Origin of the sequence: Cognatishimia sp. 1_MG-2023 (assembly GCF_030548175.1) — a bacterium.
In the GTDB taxonomy this organism is placed as follows: Bacteria; Pseudomonadota; Alphaproteobacteria; order Rhodobacterales; family Rhodobacteraceae; genus Cognatishimia.
Genome location: NZ_JAUORX010000002.1, coordinates 268,500 through 285,667, shown reverse-complemented (window position 1 = coordinate 285,667; position 17,168 = coordinate 268,500). Strand labels below are relative to the sequence as shown.

17 protein-coding genes are annotated in these 17,168 nt (G+C 51.9%); 12 read left to right on the top strand and 5 right to left on the bottom strand.

The window, feature by feature from the left end:
* Positions 1-77: 77 nt before the first annotated feature.
* On the bottom strand, positions 78-764 hold the full coding sequence (locus tag Q4544_RS04395; protein ID WP_303504269.1) for a rhomboid family intramembrane serine protease: 687 nt from the start codon (positions 762-764) through the stop codon (positions 78-80).
* 75 nt (positions 765-839) lie between these two features.
* Between Q4544_RS04395 and trpS the strand changes: the two genes are divergently transcribed.
* The 11 genes from trpS (at position 840) to Q4544_RS04340 (ending at position 10,775) form a co-directional block, all read left to right on the top strand.
* A complete protein-coding gene (gene trpS / locus Q4544_RS04390) occupies positions 840-1,874 on the top strand; it encodes a tryptophan--tRNA ligase (protein ID WP_303504268.1) in 1,035 nt (344 codons plus the stop codon).
* 182 nt (positions 1,875-2,056) lie between these two features.
* On the top strand, positions 2,057-2,512 hold the full coding sequence (locus tag Q4544_RS04385; RefSeq protein WP_303504267.1) for a universal stress protein: 456 nt from the start codon (positions 2,057-2,059) through the stop codon (positions 2,510-2,512).
* Positions 2,513-2,650: 138 nt separating this feature from the next.
* Positions 2,651-3,214 carry a NifU family protein gene (locus Q4544_RS04380; protein ID WP_303504266.1) on the top strand — a complete coding sequence of 188 codons (564 nt, stop codon included), beginning with the start codon at positions 2,651-2,653 and terminating at the stop codon, positions 3,212-3,214.
* Positions 3,207-3,791, top strand: coding sequence for a tRNA (adenosine(37)-N6)-threonylcarbamoyltransferase complex dimerization subunit type 1 TsaB (gene tsaB / locus Q4544_RS04375; RefSeq protein ID WP_368411211.1), 585 nt, complete (start codon positions 3,207-3,209; stop codon positions 3,789-3,791). Before Q4544_RS04380 ends, tsaB begins: the two co-directional genes overlap by 8 nt.
* Positions 3,788-4,198, top strand: a complete 411-nt coding sequence (locus tag Q4544_RS04370; RefSeq protein WP_303504264.1) for a GNAT family N-acetyltransferase — start codon at positions 3,788-3,790, stop codon at positions 4,196-4,198. Before tsaB ends, Q4544_RS04370 begins: the two co-directional genes overlap by 4 nt.
* A 161-nt stretch (positions 4,199-4,359) precedes the next feature.
* Entirely contained in the window at positions 4,360-5,355 is a 996-nt protein-coding gene (locus Q4544_RS04365) for a BMP family protein (RefSeq protein WP_303504263.1), read from the top strand.
* Between the two features lie 6 nt (positions 5,356-5,361).
* Complete coding sequence (locus tag Q4544_RS04360; protein ID WP_303504262.1) at positions 5,362-6,942, top strand: ABC transporter ATP-binding protein; 1,581 nt, start codon at positions 5,362-5,364, stop codon at positions 6,940-6,942.
* Complete coding sequence (locus tag Q4544_RS04355; protein WP_303504261.1) at positions 6,942-8,039, top strand: ABC transporter permease; 1,098 nt, start codon at positions 6,942-6,944, stop codon at positions 8,037-8,039. The genes Q4544_RS04360 and Q4544_RS04355 overlap by 1 nt, the downstream gene beginning before the upstream one ends.
* Positions 8,039-9,004, top strand: coding sequence for an ABC transporter permease (locus Q4544_RS04350; RefSeq protein WP_303504260.1), 966 nt, complete (start codon positions 8,039-8,041; stop codon positions 9,002-9,004). The genes Q4544_RS04355 and Q4544_RS04350 overlap by 1 nt, the downstream gene beginning before the upstream one ends.
* A gap of 87 nt (positions 9,005-9,091) precedes the next feature.
* Positions 9,092-10,009: a sulfite exporter TauE/SafE family protein gene (locus Q4544_RS04345; protein ID WP_303504259.1), complete on the top strand. Its 918-nt coding sequence runs from the start codon at positions 9,092-9,094 to the stop codon at positions 10,007-10,009.
* Between the two features lies 1 nt (position 10,010).
* A complete protein-coding gene (locus Q4544_RS04340; protein ID WP_303504258.1) occupies positions 10,011-10,775 on the top strand; it encodes a TIGR02186 family protein in 765 nt (254 codons plus the stop codon).
* Here the strand turns inward: Q4544_RS04340 and Q4544_RS04335 are convergent, their stop codons facing one another.
* The 4 genes from Q4544_RS04335 to ccrA all read right to left on the bottom strand — a co-directional run bounded on the left by Q4544_RS04335 (position 10,776) and on the right by ccrA (position 14,751).
* Positions 10,776-11,510: an SDR family oxidoreductase gene (locus Q4544_RS04335; RefSeq protein WP_303504257.1), complete on the bottom strand. Its 735-nt coding sequence runs from the start codon at positions 11,508-11,510 to the stop codon at positions 10,776-10,778. It abuts the gene before it with no gap.
* The gene (locus Q4544_RS04330) at positions 11,507-13,033 is read right to left on the bottom strand and encodes an ATP-dependent RecD-like DNA helicase (RefSeq protein ID WP_303504256.1); all 1,527 of its coding nucleotides are present in this window, start codon (positions 13,031-13,033) and stop codon (positions 11,507-11,509) included. Before Q4544_RS04330 ends, Q4544_RS04335 begins: the two co-directional genes overlap by 4 nt.
* A 54-nt stretch (positions 13,034-13,087) precedes the next feature.
* A complete protein-coding gene (locus Q4544_RS04325; RefSeq protein ID WP_303504255.1) occupies positions 13,088-13,273 on the bottom strand; it encodes a hypothetical protein in 186 nt (61 codons plus the stop codon).
* A gap of 191 nt (positions 13,274-13,464) precedes the next feature.
* A complete protein-coding gene (ccrA, locus tag Q4544_RS04320) occupies positions 13,465-14,751 on the bottom strand; it encodes a crotonyl-CoA carboxylase/reductase (RefSeq protein WP_303504254.1) in 1,287 nt (428 codons plus the stop codon).
* 404 nt (positions 14,752-15,155) lie between these two features.
* Here ccrA and Q4544_RS04315 point away from each other — a divergent pair, with 404 nt between their 5' ends.
* Positions 15,156-17,123, top strand: coding sequence for a protein meaA (locus Q4544_RS04315; RefSeq protein WP_303504253.1), 1,968 nt, complete (start codon positions 15,156-15,158; stop codon positions 17,121-17,123).
* Positions 17,124-17,168 lie beyond the last annotated feature (45 nt).

Below are 17,168 nucleotides of genomic sequence, written 5' to 3'. Positions count from 1 at the left end.
TCTTTCTTGATCCAAATACTTTGGGGTGAATTGGCTACAAGCCAAGAGGGGCAAAGCCCCTCTACCGATTTGCTTGATCAATCGTGTTGAAGCATCGCGCGAATACGTGCCCATCCGCCCGGCACCAAGACGAATGACAAACCAAACCCGACAACAAAACCGGCTAGATCAGCTACCCAATCACCGCTGCCGCCAAACAAAGCTCCAAATATAAGCTGGATACCCAACAACAGCGCAATCAGGCTAAAGGCGCGTGACTGATTTTCGCCGACCATGCGGAGCTTGGTCCACATCAAATACGTGTAGGCACCAATAAAACCGTAGGCTCCGGGGTAGGCGCCGATCAGCGGTGGCGCATTTGTCCAAGCTAAGGCATACACCACGGCCCCAATGATCCCTGACAGGAAAAACACGGCTAAGATCGCGAGCGGATGAAAAACTTCGCTTACCATTTTGCCCAGGGCCAATACGATCACGCTGGCAAACAGGGCATGCGTAAAGTTACCGTGCAAAAACAAGTAGCTGACATTCCGAACAAGATGTTCCGCAGGCCACACTCCACTATCCCACATCCACGCGAGGATATCCGGAGAGAAGGCATAGGACTGCACCGTCGCCAGTCGCCAAGCAATAGACTGTGGTCCACCAACCAGCCCTTTACTTCCAAGGTAGAACACCAATTCGATACCAATGATCGCCAGCGCCAACGCCCCCACAACAGGCGGGATGGCATTAAACGGGCTGGTATTGTGCGGTTGCGACATTAGACGTGCTCCTTGACGGCATTTCCCGCCATGGGTAAGCCAAGCGAGCAATAAATTCCAGACGGAGTATCTGATATGAACGAGGCGGTCCAAACGTCCTCTGACTTTACCCCACGAGTCTTCTCCGGCATTCAGCCGTCGGGCGGCCTGACCTTGGGCAACTATCTTGGCGCGATGAAGCGCTTTGTCGATACACAAGAGACCGGTGTTCAATCAATCTATTGCATGGTTGATCAACACGCGATCACCGTTTGGCAAGACCCAGCGAAACTGCGCCATGCGACATATGAATTATGTGCGGGTTACATCGCCTCTGGTTTAAACCCGGACAAGTCCATTCTGTTTAACCAGTCGCAGGTGCCAGAACACGCACAGCTTGGCTGGATGTTTAACTGTGTCGCTCGAATGGGTTGGATGCAGCGCATGACGCAATGGAAAGACAAAGCTGGCAAAAATTCGCAAAATGCTTCGCTTGGTTTGTTTGCCTACCCTGCTTTGATGGCCGCGGATATTTTGCTATACCACGCAACCCATGTGCCTGTTGGCGAAGACCAAAAGCAACACGTTGAATTGACACGCGATATCGCAACTAAATTCAATCACGACTATGGTGTCGATTTCTTTCCGATCCCAGAACCTGTGATAGAAGGCGCGGCAACACGCGTTATGTCATTGCGTGACGGCACAAAGAAGATGTCAAAATCTGATCCGTCTGACGCATCGCGCATTAACTTACGCGATGACGCTGACACCATCGCCAAAAAAATCCGCAAGGCCAAGACCGATCCAGAAGCCTTGCCTTCCGAAGCTGATGGCCTAGAGGGCCGTCCCGAAGCGCGCAATCTTGTGAACATCTATGCGGCGTTGAACGATCAGTCAGTTGATCAAGTGTTGGCAGAGGTTGGTGGAAAGCAATTCTCGGAGTTCAAACCAATTTTGGCTGATCTTGCAGTAGCAAAGCTATCACCCATCTCCGGAGAGATGTCGCGCTTAATGCAAGACACAACGGAAATCGACGCGATCTTGGCAAAGGGTGCGGAACGTGCGCGTGAAATAGCTACGCCAATCCTAAAGGAAACTTACCGCATCGTTGGCATGGTGGGCGCTTGAATATCGTTTAAGCCTTAAATTTAAGTATTTAGAATGGCGCGCAACGTAGGTTCGCGCCATTTTTCTTTCGATTTTATTTTCGGTTCTTTGGCAAAGGGCATGAAACGCAATCGCTTGCCTGGTGCATCAAGCATTGCCCTTAATCCGCGCTTCCGCCATGATACGCAGAAGGAGGCAATTTCATGCGCAAGTTTTTAGTCGTGCTGGATGACAGCCGCGAATGTTTAAATGCTATGCGGTTTGCCGCAATGCGAGCTGCAAAAACCGGCGGTGGCGTCGAGGTTTTGTCAGTTATTCCACCAGAAGAGTTCAATCACTGGATTGGCGTCGGTGACATCATGCGCCAAGAAGCGCGTGAGCGGATCGAAGTGCATTTCGAAGTCTTCGCAAAATGGATGCGGGACCGCCAGAATGTTGATCCGGAGTTGGTTATTCGCGAAGGCGAACCCCTGAACGAAATCCTAGCCCAAATTCAAGAAGACGCAGATGTTGGCGTTCTTGTCCTAGGAGCCGGTACCGAAAAAGGTGGCCCAGGGCCCTTAGTAACACAACTGACACGTAATTCTGGTTCGTTGCCTATCCCAGTGACCATTGTTCCCGGCGATATGTCCAAGGAACGGCTAGAGGCGATCACCTAATTCAAACGCTACAACAAGCCGGGGAGACCCGGCTTTTTCATTTGTGTCGGGCCTATCTCACCCTTTTAGAATAGTTCCAAACCTTGACACTTTGAATAAGGCCACGCATATCGGAAGACAGAGACGAAAGGCACACTGATGTTTATTCAAACTGAATCCACTCCGAACCCTGCGACACTCAAATTTTTGCCGGGCCAAACGGTTTTGTCAGCAGGCACTGCAGACTTTCCAAACGTTGAAAGCGCGGTTGCTTCGCCACTGGCTGAACGGATTTTTACTATCAGCGGTGTGACTGGCGTATTTTTGGGCCATGACTTTGTCACTGTGACCAAGGGTGAAAGCACAGAATGGGACCATGTGAAGCCTTCTATTCTGGGCGTTATCATGGAGCATTTTCAGTCTGGCCAACCTGTTTTAGCAGCAGATAGCGTAGCCCCATCCGGCCATGCTGACCACTCTGGCGAAGATAGCGAAATCGTTGACCAAATCAAAGAATTGCTGGACACACGCGTGCGCCCTGCTGTTGCACAAGACGGTGGTGACATCACGTTCCACGGCTTCGAACGCGGCGTGGTTTATCTGTACATGCAAGGCGCCTGCGCAGGTTGCCCATCGTCTACTGTTACGTTGAAGATGGGTATCGAAAACCTGCTTCGCCATTACATCCCAGAAGTCACAGAGGTTCGCCCTGTTGGTGTCTGATCCACTGATTTTGGCGTTTGATACATCGGCCGCGCACTGCGCGGCCGCTTTGTTGCGTGGTGACGAAATTTTGGCGTCCAAAGTGGTAGAGATGTCTCGCGGCCAAGCAGAAGAGCTGATGCCTCTGCTTGAAACACTTCTGACCGACCAAGGCCATTTTTGGAATGACCTATCGGCCATTGGCGTAGGGATTGGCCCGGGTAATTTTACCGGCATTCGAATTTCTGTTTCTGCGGCACGCGGCCTTTCGCTCGCTCTAAATATTCCAGCCATCGGCGTTTCCACATTTGATGCAACACGTTGGGGGCATTCGTCAAATTGTGTTGCAACCGTTCCAGCGCCTCGCGATCATATCTATGTGCTGGATCAAGCAAGCGGCAAGGCACCCCATCTGACGCCGGCGCCCTATACGAGTGAACGCGAAATATTGTCGCCACCGACTGGGGATATTCTGGCGTCAAATATCGCACGTTGCGCGAGCGCGCGGTTAGGGGCAGATAATCCTCGGCCAGCACCATTGTACATTCGAAGCGCCGACGCTGCACCCGCCCGGGACCAACCGCCTAAAATCCTATGACACCGGAATCGCTTTCGAAAATCCACAAAGCGGCTTTTAATGATTCTAGACCTTGGGAATCATCTGAATTTGCTAGCTTTTTGGAAAGCCCACTCTGCTTTTGTGAGGGCGATTCACGAGGCTTTGCCCTTGGCCGGGTCATTGCGGATGAATCCGAGCTTCTAACGCTTGCTGTCGATCCAGAATTTCAAGGTCTTGGGTTGGGGCGATTATTTCTTAATCAATACCATGAGACTGCAAAGTTGCGGGGTGCGACGACAACATTTCTAGAGGTTGCCGCAGACAACGCAGTCGCGATAAACATTTATTTATCAAACGATTACAAAACAAATTCCACTCGACCAGAGTATTACGCACGGACAAATGGAGACAAAGTCGATGCTCTTATCATGTCTCGCTCCCTATAATAATTGAAACCGGGTGACGAAATCTGGGCCAGTTGGTCAAAAAAACCAGTTGACCCTCCCCTACCTGTCCGGCCAAATTTGTACATTGATCTGAAAGATCTGAACACCAAGGCCCGGCGCGAGGGATAGACTGGGCCTATACAATAATGTGGGAGATACACATGACCCTGATGAAGAAATTCCTGGGCGCCGCTGCTGCTGCTGCTCTGACCGCTGGTGCTGCTGCTGCTGACCCTGCGCTGATTTTCGATCTTGGCGGCAAGTTCGACAAGTCATTTAACGAAGCTGGCTTTGCAGGCGCGACACGCTGGGCAGAAGAAACTGGCGGCAAATTCTTGGAAATCGAACTGCAGTCCGAAGCACAACGCGAACAAGCTCTGCGTCGCTTTGCAGAAGCTGGTGCAAACCCGATTGTGACCATGGGCTTTGCCATGACCACTCCAATCGAACAGGTTGCACCTGATTATCCTGAAACCAAATTCGTCAACATCGACGGTTGGGCAAACCTTCCTAACGTTCTGACAATCAGCTTTGCAGAGCACGAAGGCTCTTTCTTGGCGGGCGTTATGGCAGCAGAAGCTTCCAAATCCGGCACTGTTGGTTTCATCGGTGGCATGGACATCCCGTTGATCCGTAAGTTTGCATGTGGCTACGCACAGGGTGTTAAATCTGTAAACCCAGACGCGACAGTGATTGCCAACATGACCGGCACCACGCCTTCTGCATGGAATGACCCGGTAAAGGGCGGCGAGCTAACAAAAGCGCAAATCTCTGATGGCGCAGACGTTATCTTTGCGGCAGCTGGCGGCACCGGTGTTGGTGTTCTGCAAGTGGCAGCAGACGAAGGCATCCTGTCCATCGGTGTTGACTCAAACCAAAACCACCTGCACCCGGGCAAAGTTTTGACTTCTATGCTGAAGCGCGTTGACGTGGCTGTTTATAACGCACTGAAAGATGGTGCTGATCTGGAAACTGGTTTCCAGAATCTTAATCTGGCCGCCGAAGGCGTTGGCGTCGCGTTTGACGAAAACAATGCACCTCTCGTGACTGCAGAAATGACTGCCGCTGTAGAAATGGCAACCAAATCCATCGTTTCCGGCGAAGTTAAAGTAGAAGACTATGCTGCTGCAGAATCCTGCTCAGTTCTGGAATTCTGATCTTAAATGAGCAATTCGCTTAACACAGGGCGGCCAGAATTGGCCGCCCTTCCCGCTGACGCCCCCTTGGCACTCGAGCTTAAGGGAATTTCAAAAGCCTTTGGTCCTGTTCAGGCCAACAAAGATATCTCTATTTCGGTCCGTCCAGGCACGATCCACGGTATTATCGGGGAAAACGGCGCGGGAAAGTCTACTTTGATGTCAATCCTTTATGGATTCTACAAAGCGGACAAAGGCGACATCTACATCCAAGGCAAGAAGACCGTCATTCCTGACAGCCAAGCAGCAATTGCGGCGGGCATCGGCATGGTGTTTCAACATTTCAAGTTGGTTGAAAACTTCTCGGTCCTTGAAAATATCATTCTAGGTGCCGAAAGTGGCGCCCTCTTGCGCCCATCGCTTTCAAAGGCGCGCAAGGAGCTGACACAGCTTGCAAAAGAATACGAGCTGAACGTTGACCCAGACGCCTTGATCGAAAACCTAAGCGTCGGTCATCAACAGCGTGTAGAAATCCTAAAAGCCCTGTACCGTCAGGCAGATATTCTTATTCTCGACGAACCCACTGGGGTTCTAACACCTTCCGAAGCAGATCAGCTTTTCCGCATTTTGGATCGCCTGCGTACAGAAGGAAAAACCATTATTCTTATCACGCACAAGCTGCGCGAGATCATGGAATACACTGACACCGTGAGCGTTATGCGCCGTGGCGAAATGACGGCTACGGTCCAAACCTCTGAAACCAGCCCTGAAGGCTTGGCTGAATTGATGGTGGGCCGCAAAGTACTGCTGCGTGTCGATAAAGAACCCGCGATACCAGGCGCACAGGTGCTACAGATCGAAAACCTAAGCGTGGTTGATGACAAGGGCGTGCTGCGCGTCAAAGGCATCGACCTTGAGGTCCGCGCCGGAGAAATTTTGGGCATCGCAGGGGTGGCCGGGAACGGCCAGTCAGAATTGCTAGAAGTCCTAGGAGGATTCGCAGAGGGTACCGGAACCATTCGTATGAATGGCACTGAGATACCGCTCAAAGGCGCTGGATCTGATGGCCAAGCAAGACGTGCTGCTGGAATTGCGCATGTACCCGAAGATCGCCAGCGCGAAGGTCTGATTATGGACTTCACTGCTTGGGAAAACTCTGTCTTCGGCTACCACCATGAACCTGAATACCAATCTGGTATGTTCATGGACAACAAAGCTATTCTCGAGAAAGCCACCGATCAAATGCAGCGATTTGATGTGCGTCCGCCCGACCCACATCTAGCAGCCAAAAACTTCTCTGGCGGCAACCAACAGAAAATTGTTGTGGCGCGCGAAATCGAACGAAATCCCGACTTGCTACTCATCGGCCAACCAACCCGCGGTGTCGACATTGGCGCGATTGAGTTCATTCACGAGCAAATCATTGCCCTACGTGACCAAGGCAAAGCCATTCTACTGGTCAGCGTGGAACTCGAAGAGATCCTGTCACTCGCCGACCGTGTCGCCGTTATGTTCGATGGCAAAATCATGGGCGAGCGTGTTGCAGCGGAAACAGATGAACGAGAATTAGGCCTGTTAATGGCCGGTATGACTGGGGAGAACGCCTGATGGGTAAAATGCCAGTATGGGCCGACGTCCTACTTGTGCCGCTAATCAGCTTAGCATTGGCCGCATTTTTTAGTGCCCTCGTCATCTTGGGCATCGGTGAAAACCCGGTAGAAGCGTTTCAACTCATGGTCGACGGCGCACTGAAGCGCAGCGCAGGTTGGGGTTACACACTCTATTACACAACAAACTACATCTTTACGGGCCTCGCCGTCGCTGTGGCCTTTCACGCGCGCCTATTCAATATCGGCGGTGAAGGCCAAGCCATGATTGGCGGCGTCGGTGTTGCTTTGGTGTGTCTCTATATTCCTTGGCCACACTGGTCTTTAGCAATTGTTGGCGCGTCCATTGGTGCAGCCCTATTCGGTGCAGCTTGGGCGTTTATTCCGGCCTACCTTCAGGCAAAACGCGGTAGCCACGTCGTTATTACGACCATCATGTTCAACTACATTGCCTTTTCGGTTCTGGGGTATTTGTTGGTCGAGGTTCTACGCCCAACCGGCTCCATGGACCCAGCGTCAGCGACATTCCCGGATGCGGTTCATTTGCCAAACTTCCACGAAATGTTCGCACCAGAAGGCTCTCGGATGTTCCGTGGTGCGCCTGCTAACGTTACGTTCTTCGTTGCACTGGCGGCCTGCGTCGTGGTCTGGCTGTTAATCTGGCGCACAAAGCTAGGCTATGACATCCGCAGCTTTGGCAAATCTGAAACTGCCGCAAAATATGCTGGTATCTCACCATTACGGATCACTGTAATTGCGATGCTCATTTCCGGCGCTTTGGCTGGCATGATGTCAGTCAACACAACCCTTGGCGAAAGTGAACGGTTGATCCTGAATTCCACAGAAGGCGCTGGGTTTGTTGGTATTGCTGTGGCCTTGATGGGGCGCAACCATCCCATTGGCATCCTAATGGCAGCTTTGCTGTTTGGCTTCTTGAACCAAGGTGGCGCAGAACTCGCTCTTTGGACAAGCATCCCGCGTGAATTGATTGTAGTCATCCAGGCCTTGGTGATCCTCTTTACTGGGGCTCTCGATAATATGGTGCGGATGCCGTTGGAACGCCTGTTCCTCGCGTTGAACAAGAAAGAGACCACATAATGGACTTCCTAACCCTCCTTCAGGTGCTGGACAGCTCCGTGCGTTTGGCTATCCCTCTTTTGCTGGCTTGCTTGGCTGGCCTTTACTCTGAACGCGCCGGCATCTTTGATATTGGTCTCGAGGGTAAAATGCTCGCGGCGGCGTTTGCTGCCGCTGCCTTTGCTGCCATCACAGGCAATGTCTGGATCGGCCTTTTGGCAGGCATCGGCGCGTCGCTGATCCTGTCGGCCATCCACGGGATCGCATCTATCACATTCCGGGGCAATCAACTGATTTCAGGTGTAGCGATCAATATGCTTGCGGCCGGTATGACCGTTTTGATTGCACAAGACTGGTTCAAACAAGGGGGCCGTACGCCATCCCTTATGGGCGAAGGCCGCCTCAACCCGATAACTCTGCCATTTGCGGATATGTTTGAATCCATCCCGTACTTTGGCCCCACATACGAAGAGCTAATTTCGGGCCATAGTGCGTTGGTCTATGTGGCTGTCGCCTTGGTTCCACTCACTTGGTGGGTCTTGTTCCGCACGCGCTTTGGTCTGCGCCTACGGGCTGTGGGTGAAAATCCGGCGTCTGTCGATACAGCAGGCATTTCAGTTGTGCGTCTACGGTTCACCGCTGTTGCGATCTGCGGCATTCTTTGTGGCGTTGCTGGTGCATATCTAGCAACAGGCTTACAAGCTGGTTTCATCAAAGACATGACCGCTGGTCGAGGGTTTATCGCCCTCGCCGCTTTGATCTTTGCGAAATGGCGCCCTTGGTATGCGCTGTATGCTTGTTTGCTGTTTGGCCTTTTGCAAGCTCTTGCTGTGCGCTTTCAGAGCATCGAAGTCGCTGGCGTGGTGATTCCCGTTCAGTTCATGGAAGCCCTACCATTCATCCTCACAGTTGTGATTTTGGCTGGTTTCGTAGGGCGCGCTATCCCTCCACGGGCCGGCGGAGAGCCTTACGTCAAAGAGCGCTAACACTTTTTACGAAAATTACTGCCAGCGGGCTGCAAAATTTACGGTAGCCCGCTTGCCAATGTCATACGAGTCCCGCTATTTGGGCTCATGCAAATATACCTCCCAATCGCTGAAGTTTCCGTGAACGCTTTCCTCCTACTTGGACTAGGAGGCCTTGTTGGCGTCCTTTCAGGTATGTTTGGTGTAGGCGGCGGATTTTTAATGACGCCGCTTTTGTTTTTCATAGGCATCCCACCAGCCGTTGCTGTTGCGACTGAAGCTAATCAGATCGTGGCATCATCGTTCTCAGGTGTTCTCGCGCATTTCAAAAGGCGAACAGTCGACTTACGAATGGGAACGGTATTGCTGATCGGTGGCCTTACCGGGGCCGCGATTGGTGTCGTGCTCTTCAACTACCTAAAAGCTTTGGGTCAGGTCGATTTGCTGGTCAAACTTTGTTATGTCGTATTCCTTGGGATCATCGGCGGTTTGATGTTCATCGAAAGCTTGAATGCGATCCGTCGTTCGAAAAAGAACACAGGTCCAATTAAGCGTAAAAACCACAACTGGATTCACGGCCTACCCTTTAAAATGCGGTTCCGTGTTTCTGGGTTGTATATTTCGGTTATTCCAATTTTGCTTGTCGGTGTATTTGTTGGCATCTTGTCAGCCATCATGGGTGTTGGCGGTGGTTTCATCATGGTGCCTGCCATGATCTATTTGCTTGGCATGCCAACCAAAGTTGTTGTGGGCACCTCATTGTTTCAGATCATCTTTGTGACAGCATTCACCACACTGCTGCACGCCACAACCAACTTCACAGTTGATATGGCCTTAGCTGTTCTACTGCTCGTTGGTGGTGTAATCGGCGCGCAGTTCGGCGCAATGATCGGAACGAAACTGAAAGCAGAACAACTGCGTATTTTGCTGGCCATGATGGTTTTGGGTGTTTGCTTTAAACTTGGTCTAGACCTCTTGATCGAACCGAGCGAGCTCTTCTCGCTTGGCGCTGTAGGAGGCCACTAAGATGTTGCGTAAACTCGCCCTCATGATCTGTTGCGCCTTGCCCGCACAAGCAGAGGAACAAGTGGTTCTTGGTCTAAGCCAAAACCGCGTGGCCATCACAGCAAACTTTGATGGCTCTGAAATTCTAGTCTTTGGCGCAGTCAAACGTGAAGACCCCATTCCCGAAGGCGATCCGCTCGAAGTCGTTATCGCCGTTTCTGGCCCCAAGGAGCCTTTGACTGTTCGTCGCAAAGAGCGGAAATACGGCATCTGGGTCAATACCGAAAGCGTCACAGTTGATCGCGCGCCAAGCTTCTATGCCGTGGCAACAAGCGGCCCGTTTGATCAGATCGTGAGCGAAGCAGAAGACATCAAGCATAGCATCTCTATCGGCAACGCCATCACATCTGTCAGCGCTCGTGCACAAAGCGCAAATGGAAACGACTTCGCGGAGGCTGTCGCGCGTATTCGGACCAACAATGGTCTTTATTCTATACGTGAAAACACGGTTACGGTTGATCAACAAACGCTATTCAAAGCCTCGATCTCCATGCCAGCAAACCTGACAGAAGGTGACTATATCACGCGTATCTTCCTGATGCGCGATGGCAAAGTGATCTCGACACACGAAACGCAAATCGACGTGCGCAAAGTTGGACTAGAGCGTTTCTTGTTCAACCTGTCGCGTCAGCAGCCGCTTATCTATGGGCTGCTGTCACTCGCTATTGCGATTATTGCTGGCTGGGGCGCCTCTGCGTTCTTCCGCTACGTTCGTCGCGGCGCGTAATTACCCGCGCCCGACATATGGCATTTTGGTTGCCATAACCGTCATGGATTGCACATTGGCTGATGCTGGAAGCTCAGCCATGTGCAACACCAGACGCGCCGCATCTTGAACATCCATCATCGGCATTAAGTCTGCGTCAGGGTCTTCTGCCAGTTTCCGGGCATTCAGATCTTCGACCAATTCCGTGCGTGCATTGCCAATGTCGATTTGACCACAAGCAATATCAAACGGGCGACCATCCAAGGAAATACTGCGCGTCAGACCACTAATCGCGTGCTTACTGGTGGTGTAGCAAACGGATTCCGGCCGTGGGCTGTGGGCAGACAATGAACCGTTATTGATAATGCGCCCGCCCTGCGGATTTTGCTCCCGCATTTGCTGAAATGCCAATTGCGCCGCAATAAACATCCCGCGGATATTCACGTTCAAAACATTGTCAAAGTCGTCCAAATCAACTTCGTCAATCGACGCTGAGGGGCCAAACACGCCAGCATTGTTGAACAAAACATCCAAGCGCCCAACCCGATCAACAAATCGACCAAATGCCGCCTTCATCGCGGCAGCATCGGTCACATCAACAGGCAAAGCCATGGCATTTTTGTAGCGTTGCGCCAATTCCGTCAAACGGTCACCTCGACGGGCAATCAAACCAACAGTCCAACCCTGCTCAAGAAACGCTTCTGCGGTTGCGCGCCCAATGCCAGAGCTGGCGCCGGTGATCAAAATGCTTTTCATTCCTGCTCCTCAAGTGTCAAAGGCACTGCTGGCGCCTTAAGGTCGTCTATTCGTAGTGGCCCGGTTGGTTTACTCAAACGGTTACGCACCACCCAATACAGCCGCTCTTGCGCGCGGGTGATCGCCACATAAGCCAAACGTTTCCACAATGGTTGCCCTGCTTCAACCCGTCCCATGCGCGCCGCAACTTCAAGGTCGGGCGCAAACACCTGTACGTTCTCCCACTGGCTCCCCTGAGCCTTATGGATGGTCACAGCAGCGCCGTGTAGGAACGCAGCGCCCATACGTGCTGCATATGGAATAAACGGCTCTTCTTCGTCGGGCATTTCAATTTTTACTATGGATGCCGCAGACACTTGCGGGTCTTCTGCCCCCATCACATGCAAGCGCGAAAATCCCGGCTTCCGACCTGGACCAAGGTAAACAACCTGCGCCCCCTTGATGAGGCCACGCGCCTCTAGATCGAGGCGCTTTTTACGGTGTTTGGCAGGCAATTCAATCCCGTCGCAAATCAGCGGCTCGCCTTCCATCAATTCATCTGACGGCGCACCGTGAACGGCCCGAAACGCATTGATCAAACGAATACGCGTGGCATTGCGCCAAACAAGAACAGGCGAACGCGCCATCAGATCGACCTCAACCCGCTGGGCCATAACCACGCGGTCGTCCTGCTGGGCTTTCTCTTCAACTAAGCGTTCAAACTCATGAAATCCCATTTGCGGATCTGCCAAAGCATGCGCCAAATCCAAAATGGGATTGTCTGCTTCTTGGCGGTGAATACGGCTGAGTGTGAATTTCGCATCTTCTGGAAGCTTATCAAACACCATAGAACCGGATTGGTTTACTGGCGCTAACTGCGCCGGATCACCAAACACCAATAGCGTTGGAAAAATTTCCTTGAGGTCATCAAATTGACGATCATCTAGCATAGAAGATTCATCAACCAACCCAATATCCAAACCTTCTTCGCGACGCTTCCACCCCGTGATAAAATCAGAGCCACGCAAACCAGCCGCCGCCAAAGCACCCGGTATCGATTTATGAATTTGATAAAAAGCGTGCGCGCGATCCAGTGCTTCGTCTGTCAGGCCTTCGACATCAGACGGGCGCTCCCCGTTTTCAGCCAGCCACTCAGCGATACGCTCATATTCAGGATCATAAACGGGGCTATAAAGAATGCGATGGATCGTCGTGGCAGGCACGCCGCGCATGCGCAAAACACTAGCCGCTTTGTTTGTCGGTGCCAAAATCGCAAGCGTGCGTTTATCCAACGCTTTCTTACTTTCGTAGTCACCCGAAACAATGGAAACATCTGCGTCACGCAAGGCTTTAACTAGCTCTGCCAACAGTAGCGTCTTACCCGACCCAGCCTTGCCCATCACTGCGGCCACTGACGTATGCGACTCTTTCGGCGGCATCAAAACGCCGGTATCCAAATCGACCCCCGCTGCTTTCAGCATCGTGGAAATCTGGTCGAAGGCTTCTGCCTGATCAAGGGAAAGAGTTAGTGCCGTAGAGGTCATTCCGCGACCCTACATCTGCCTCACAAAAAGCACCAGCGAGGAATTGCCCCATCATTATTGCAATCGACGCTGCGTCGGCTGCGCGTTATTCGCAGCCTCTTCTTCTTCCTGAAGTGACGCAATTTCAATCGCTGCTAATAACCGTGTATCGTCCAGCTCTTTGGCCAATCCGTGTAGCCCATTAACTGTTGAAAACGTCTTTAGATCAGCCAAAACGTCCAGAATCCAATTGTACTTCATACGTGCCCTCGAGAATTTCCAATGCGCGACACAATGCTTCAAGCATGCTGCTTCGCTCTCTGGGCCAGAACAACGCATTCTGCGTTGGCGACGGCCTTCCCCAAACGAGATAGCAGCGAAGTGGTTTCTCAAACGTAAATCACCCGCAAACACGAGGCTTGCGGGTGAACTTTTTTAGCAATGAAAGCGGATTATTTACCGGCTTCTAGCACTTCTTCTAAAGTCCGCAGCCCTGTTTTAGGCGCTTGTACCAATACCGACATGTTGCCCGGCTTGTGTTCGTTGCGGAACATTTTCATGTGCGCTTCAGGAATTTCGTCCCATTCGAATGTTTCAGACAAGAATGGCTCAATCCGGCGTTCGATCATCATCTGGTTTGCTGCAGCCGCTTGCTTGAGGTGTGCAAAGTGCGAACCCTGCAAACGCTTCTGGTGCATCCATGTGTAACGCACGTCAAACGTCAGGTTAAAGCCAGTCGTACCCGCGCAGATAACAACCATGCCGCCCTTTTTACAAACCAAGTTGGACACTGGGAATGTGCTTTCGCCCGGGTGCTCAAACACGATGTCAGGGTTGTTACCTTTACCAGTGATTTCCCAGATCGCTTTGCCGAAACGGCGCGCTTCTTTGAACCATGTGTCATATTCTGGCGTATTTACGGTGGGCAACTGACCCCAGCATGAGAAATCTTTACGATTGATCACGCCTTTAGCGCCAAGGCCAAGAACAAAGTCTCGTTTGCTTTCGTCAGAAATGACGCCAATTGCATTTGCACCAGCTGCTTTGATCAATTGGATCGCATAAGTACCCAGACCGCCAGATGCGCCCCAAACCAGAACGTTCATACCTGGTTTCAGTTCATGTGGAGGGTGACCAAACAGCATACGGTACGCTGTCGCCAACGTCAGCGTGTAGCAAGCAGACTCTTCCCAAGTCTGATGCTTTGGGCGACGCAGCAATTGCTGGGCTTGAACACGTGTGAACTGCGCAAACGATCCATCAGGCGTCTCGTAACCCCAGATACGCTGTGTCGGAGAATACATTGGATCACCACCGTTGCATTCTTCGTCGTCGCCATCGTCTTGGTTACAGTGAATGACAACTTCGTCGCCAACTTTCCAGTTCTTCACCTTTTCACCAACGGCCCAGATGATGCCAGACGCATCAGAACCCGCGATGTGGTAATCGGCGCCATGGCCATCAAACGGAGAAATCGGAACACCAAGACCGGCCCAAACGCCGTTATAGTTAACGCCAGCCGCCATAACGAGAACCAGCACTTCGTTGCTGTCTAGTGTTGGTGTGTCAACAACTTCAACTTGGAATGACTTATCAGGTTCACCATGACGCTCACGACGGATGGCCCAAGCATACATTTGCTTAGGCACATGGCCCATCGGAGGCATTTCGCCCAATTCATAAAGGTCTTTTTCTGGGGCCTCGTATGTGGCCAAGCCGTTATTTGTATCCAGAGCCATTTTTGCCTCCTAAAAACTGTGTTTCGCCGCGATGCAGAATCGCCTTCGAGGGAAGGGATAGGTTTTGTCACGAAAGATTGCAACTTAATCTAACATATTTCGGTAACTTTATAACCTCGCAACTGCAGAAAAATCAAGTGACGTAACGGCGCATTGCTCAACTCGCACGTCAAACCCTTAATAATATGGGATAAATGAGCTATCAGATTTGAAAAAACAGCCCAAGAATATCGAAAGTTACAGGCTGAAGCTCGTCAGTTTTGCAAAATATCCGCCAATATTGGCCCAAAATCGTAATATTCTTACGTATACGCCGCGTCGCAGCGAATTGACAAAAGCACAAAATTGCAACTATCTACACTAAATCGCAATATTCTTACCTACAGATGGATCGAGGACTGATCATGACGACACAGCAAAAAGACCGTCCCTGGCTGATCCGGACTTACGCCGGACATTCCACTGCAGAGGCCTCTAATGCATTGTATCGGTCAAACCTTGAAAAGGGTCAGACTGGCTTATCCGTCGCATTCGATTTGCCAACCCAGACCGGCTACGACAGCGATCATGTCCTTGCCCGCGGTGAGGTTGGCAAAGTCGGCGTTCCCGTCTGCCACTTAGGCGACATGCGGACGTTGTTTGATCAAATCCCACTGGAAAAGATGAACACCTCGATGACGATCAATGCCACCGCGCCTTGGTTGCTATCGCTTTATATCGCCGTCGCCGAAGAGCAAGGCGCAGATATTTCAAAGCTTCAGGGTACGGTTCAGAACGATCTGATCAAAGAATACCTCAGCCGGGGCACATATGTATGCCCCCCGAAACCAAGCCTTAAGATGATCGGCGACGTGGCCGAGTATTGCTATACGAATGTGCCCAAATGGAACCCGATGAACGTGTGTTCCTACCATTTGCAAGAAGCTGGCGCGACACCGGAACAGGAGTTGTCCTTTGCTTTGGCGACTGCAATTGCTGTGTTGGATGAATTGCGCCCACGTGTCCCAGCCGCAGACTTCCCAGCACTTTGTGGCCGTATCTCCTTCTTTGTGAATGCGGGCATCCGTTTTGTCACCGAAATGTGCAAAATGCGCGCCTTTGTTGAACTATGGGATGAAATTCTGCTCGAGCGTTATGGCGTTGAGGATTCAAAATTCCGCCGCTTCCGCTATGGTGTACAAGTTAACTCTTTGGGCCTGACCGAACAGCAGCCAGAGAATAACGTTTACCGCATTCTCATCGAAATGCTGGCTGTCACGCTCTCCAAAAAAGCACGTGCCCGCGCGGTGCAATTGCCTGCATGGAACGAAGCCCTTGGCCTACCCCGCCCATGGGATCAGCAGTGGTCGATGCGTATGCAGCAGATCATGGCATATGAAACCGATCTCCTTGAATTTGATGATCTTTTTGACAACAACCCGGCTGTCGACCGCAAAGTCGCAGAGCTGAAAGAAGGCGCGCGGCACGAACTGGCGAACCTTGATTCAATGGGCGGTGCCATTGACGCGATCGACTATATGAAAGGCCGTTTGGTTGACTCAAACGCAGAACGTTTGAACCGCATCGAAGCGGGTGAAACCGTTGTGGTTGGCGTTAACAAATGGACACAGGGAGAGCCTTCTCCGCTGATGACAGGCGACGGCGGGATCATGGTTGTGGACCCGGCAGTTGAACAACAGCAAATCAATCGTATTCAAGAGTGGCGTGACGCCCGTGACAATGACGCGGTAGAAGCTGCACTCGCTGAATTGCGCGCCGCAGCACAGGCAGGTGACAACGTTATGCCTGCGTCGATCAAAGCCGCTAAGGCAGGTGTCACGACAGGGGAATGGGCCGCGCAAATGCGGACTGTCTTTGGCGAATACCGTGGTCCGACAGGGGTTTCCGCAAGCCCGTCTAACAAAACCGAAGGCTTGGACGATCTGCGGAATGCTGTGGATATGGTTAGCGACAAGCTTGGCCGTCGCTTGAAATTTGTAATCGGCAAACCGGGCTTGGATGGCCATTCCAACGGTGCTGAACAAATCGCATTCCGCGCGCGGGACTGCGGGATGGACATCACCTATGACGGCATCCGCCTGACCCCAGAAGAGATCGTGACCAAGGCCAAAGAAGATGGCGCGCATGTCGTCGGCTTGTCGATCCTATCTGGCTCTCACGTGCCGTTGGTCGAGGATCTGGTTGCGCGGATGAAGGCCGAAGGCTTGGGCGAAACCCCTGTAATCGTTGGCGGAATCATCCCTGACGACGATGCAGCGCGACTGCTGGCGATGGGTGTTTCTCGCGTTTATACGCCTAAGGATTTTGAGCTAAACACGATCATGCAAGACATCGTTGTTCTCGCAGACCCAACACCAGTCGCCGCTGAATAAGCTGCAAATTTGCATTTTACCCCGTGCGGAGTCACACTTTGCGCG

Coding starts and splice junctions, on each gene's coding strand:
- ccrA (WP_303504254.1), bottom strand. CDS start 14,751: ATGGCTCTGGATACAAATAACGGCTTGGCCACATACGAGGCCCCAGAA.
- Q4544_RS04370 (WP_303504264.1), top strand. CDS start 3,788: ATGACACCGGAATCGCTTTCGAAAATCCACAAAGCGGCTTTTAATGAT.
- Q4544_RS04315 (WP_303504253.1), top strand. CDS start 15,156: ATGACGACACAGCAAAAAGACCGTCCCTGGCTGATCCGGACTTACGCC.
- Q4544_RS04335 (WP_303504257.1), bottom strand. CDS start 11,510: ATGAAAAGCATTTTGATCACCGGCGCCAGCTCTGGCATTGGGCGCGCA.
- Q4544_RS04325 (WP_303504255.1), bottom strand. CDS start 13,273: ATGAAGTACAATTGGATTCTGGACGTTTTGGCTGATCTAAAGACGTTT.
- Q4544_RS04340 (WP_303504258.1), top strand. CDS start 10,011: ATGTTGCGTAAACTCGCCCTCATGATCTGTTGCGCCTTGCCCGCACAA.
- Q4544_RS04360 (WP_303504262.1), top strand. CDS start 5,362: ATGAGCAATTCGCTTAACACAGGGCGGCCAGAATTGGCCGCCCTTCCC.
- Q4544_RS04330 (WP_303504256.1), bottom strand. CDS start 13,033: ATGACCTCTACGGCACTAACTCTTTCCCTTGATCAGGCAGAAGCCTTC.
- Q4544_RS04385 (WP_303504267.1), top strand. CDS start 2,057: ATGCGCAAGTTTTTAGTCGTGCTGGATGACAGCCGCGAATGTTTAAAT.
- trpS (WP_303504268.1), top strand. CDS start 840: ATGAACGAGGCGGTCCAAACGTCCTCTGACTTTACCCCACGAGTCTTC.
- Q4544_RS04350 (WP_303504260.1), top strand. CDS start 8,039: ATGGACTTCCTAACCCTCCTTCAGGTGCTGGACAGCTCCGTGCGTTTG.
- Q4544_RS04345 (WP_303504259.1), top strand. CDS start 9,092: ATGCAAATATACCTCCCAATCGCTGAAGTTTCCGTGAACGCTTTCCTC.
- Q4544_RS04395 (WP_303504269.1), bottom strand. CDS start 764: ATGTCGCAACCGCACAATACCAGCCCGTTTAATGCCATCCCGCCTGTT.
- Q4544_RS04365 (WP_303504263.1), top strand. CDS start 4,360: ATGACCCTGATGAAGAAATTCCTGGGCGCCGCTGCTGCTGCTGCTCTG.
- Q4544_RS04380 (WP_303504266.1), top strand. CDS start 2,651: ATGTTTATTCAAACTGAATCCACTCCGAACCCTGCGACACTCAAATTT.
- Q4544_RS04355 (WP_303504261.1), top strand. CDS start 6,942: ATGGGTAAAATGCCAGTATGGGCCGACGTCCTACTTGTGCCGCTAATC.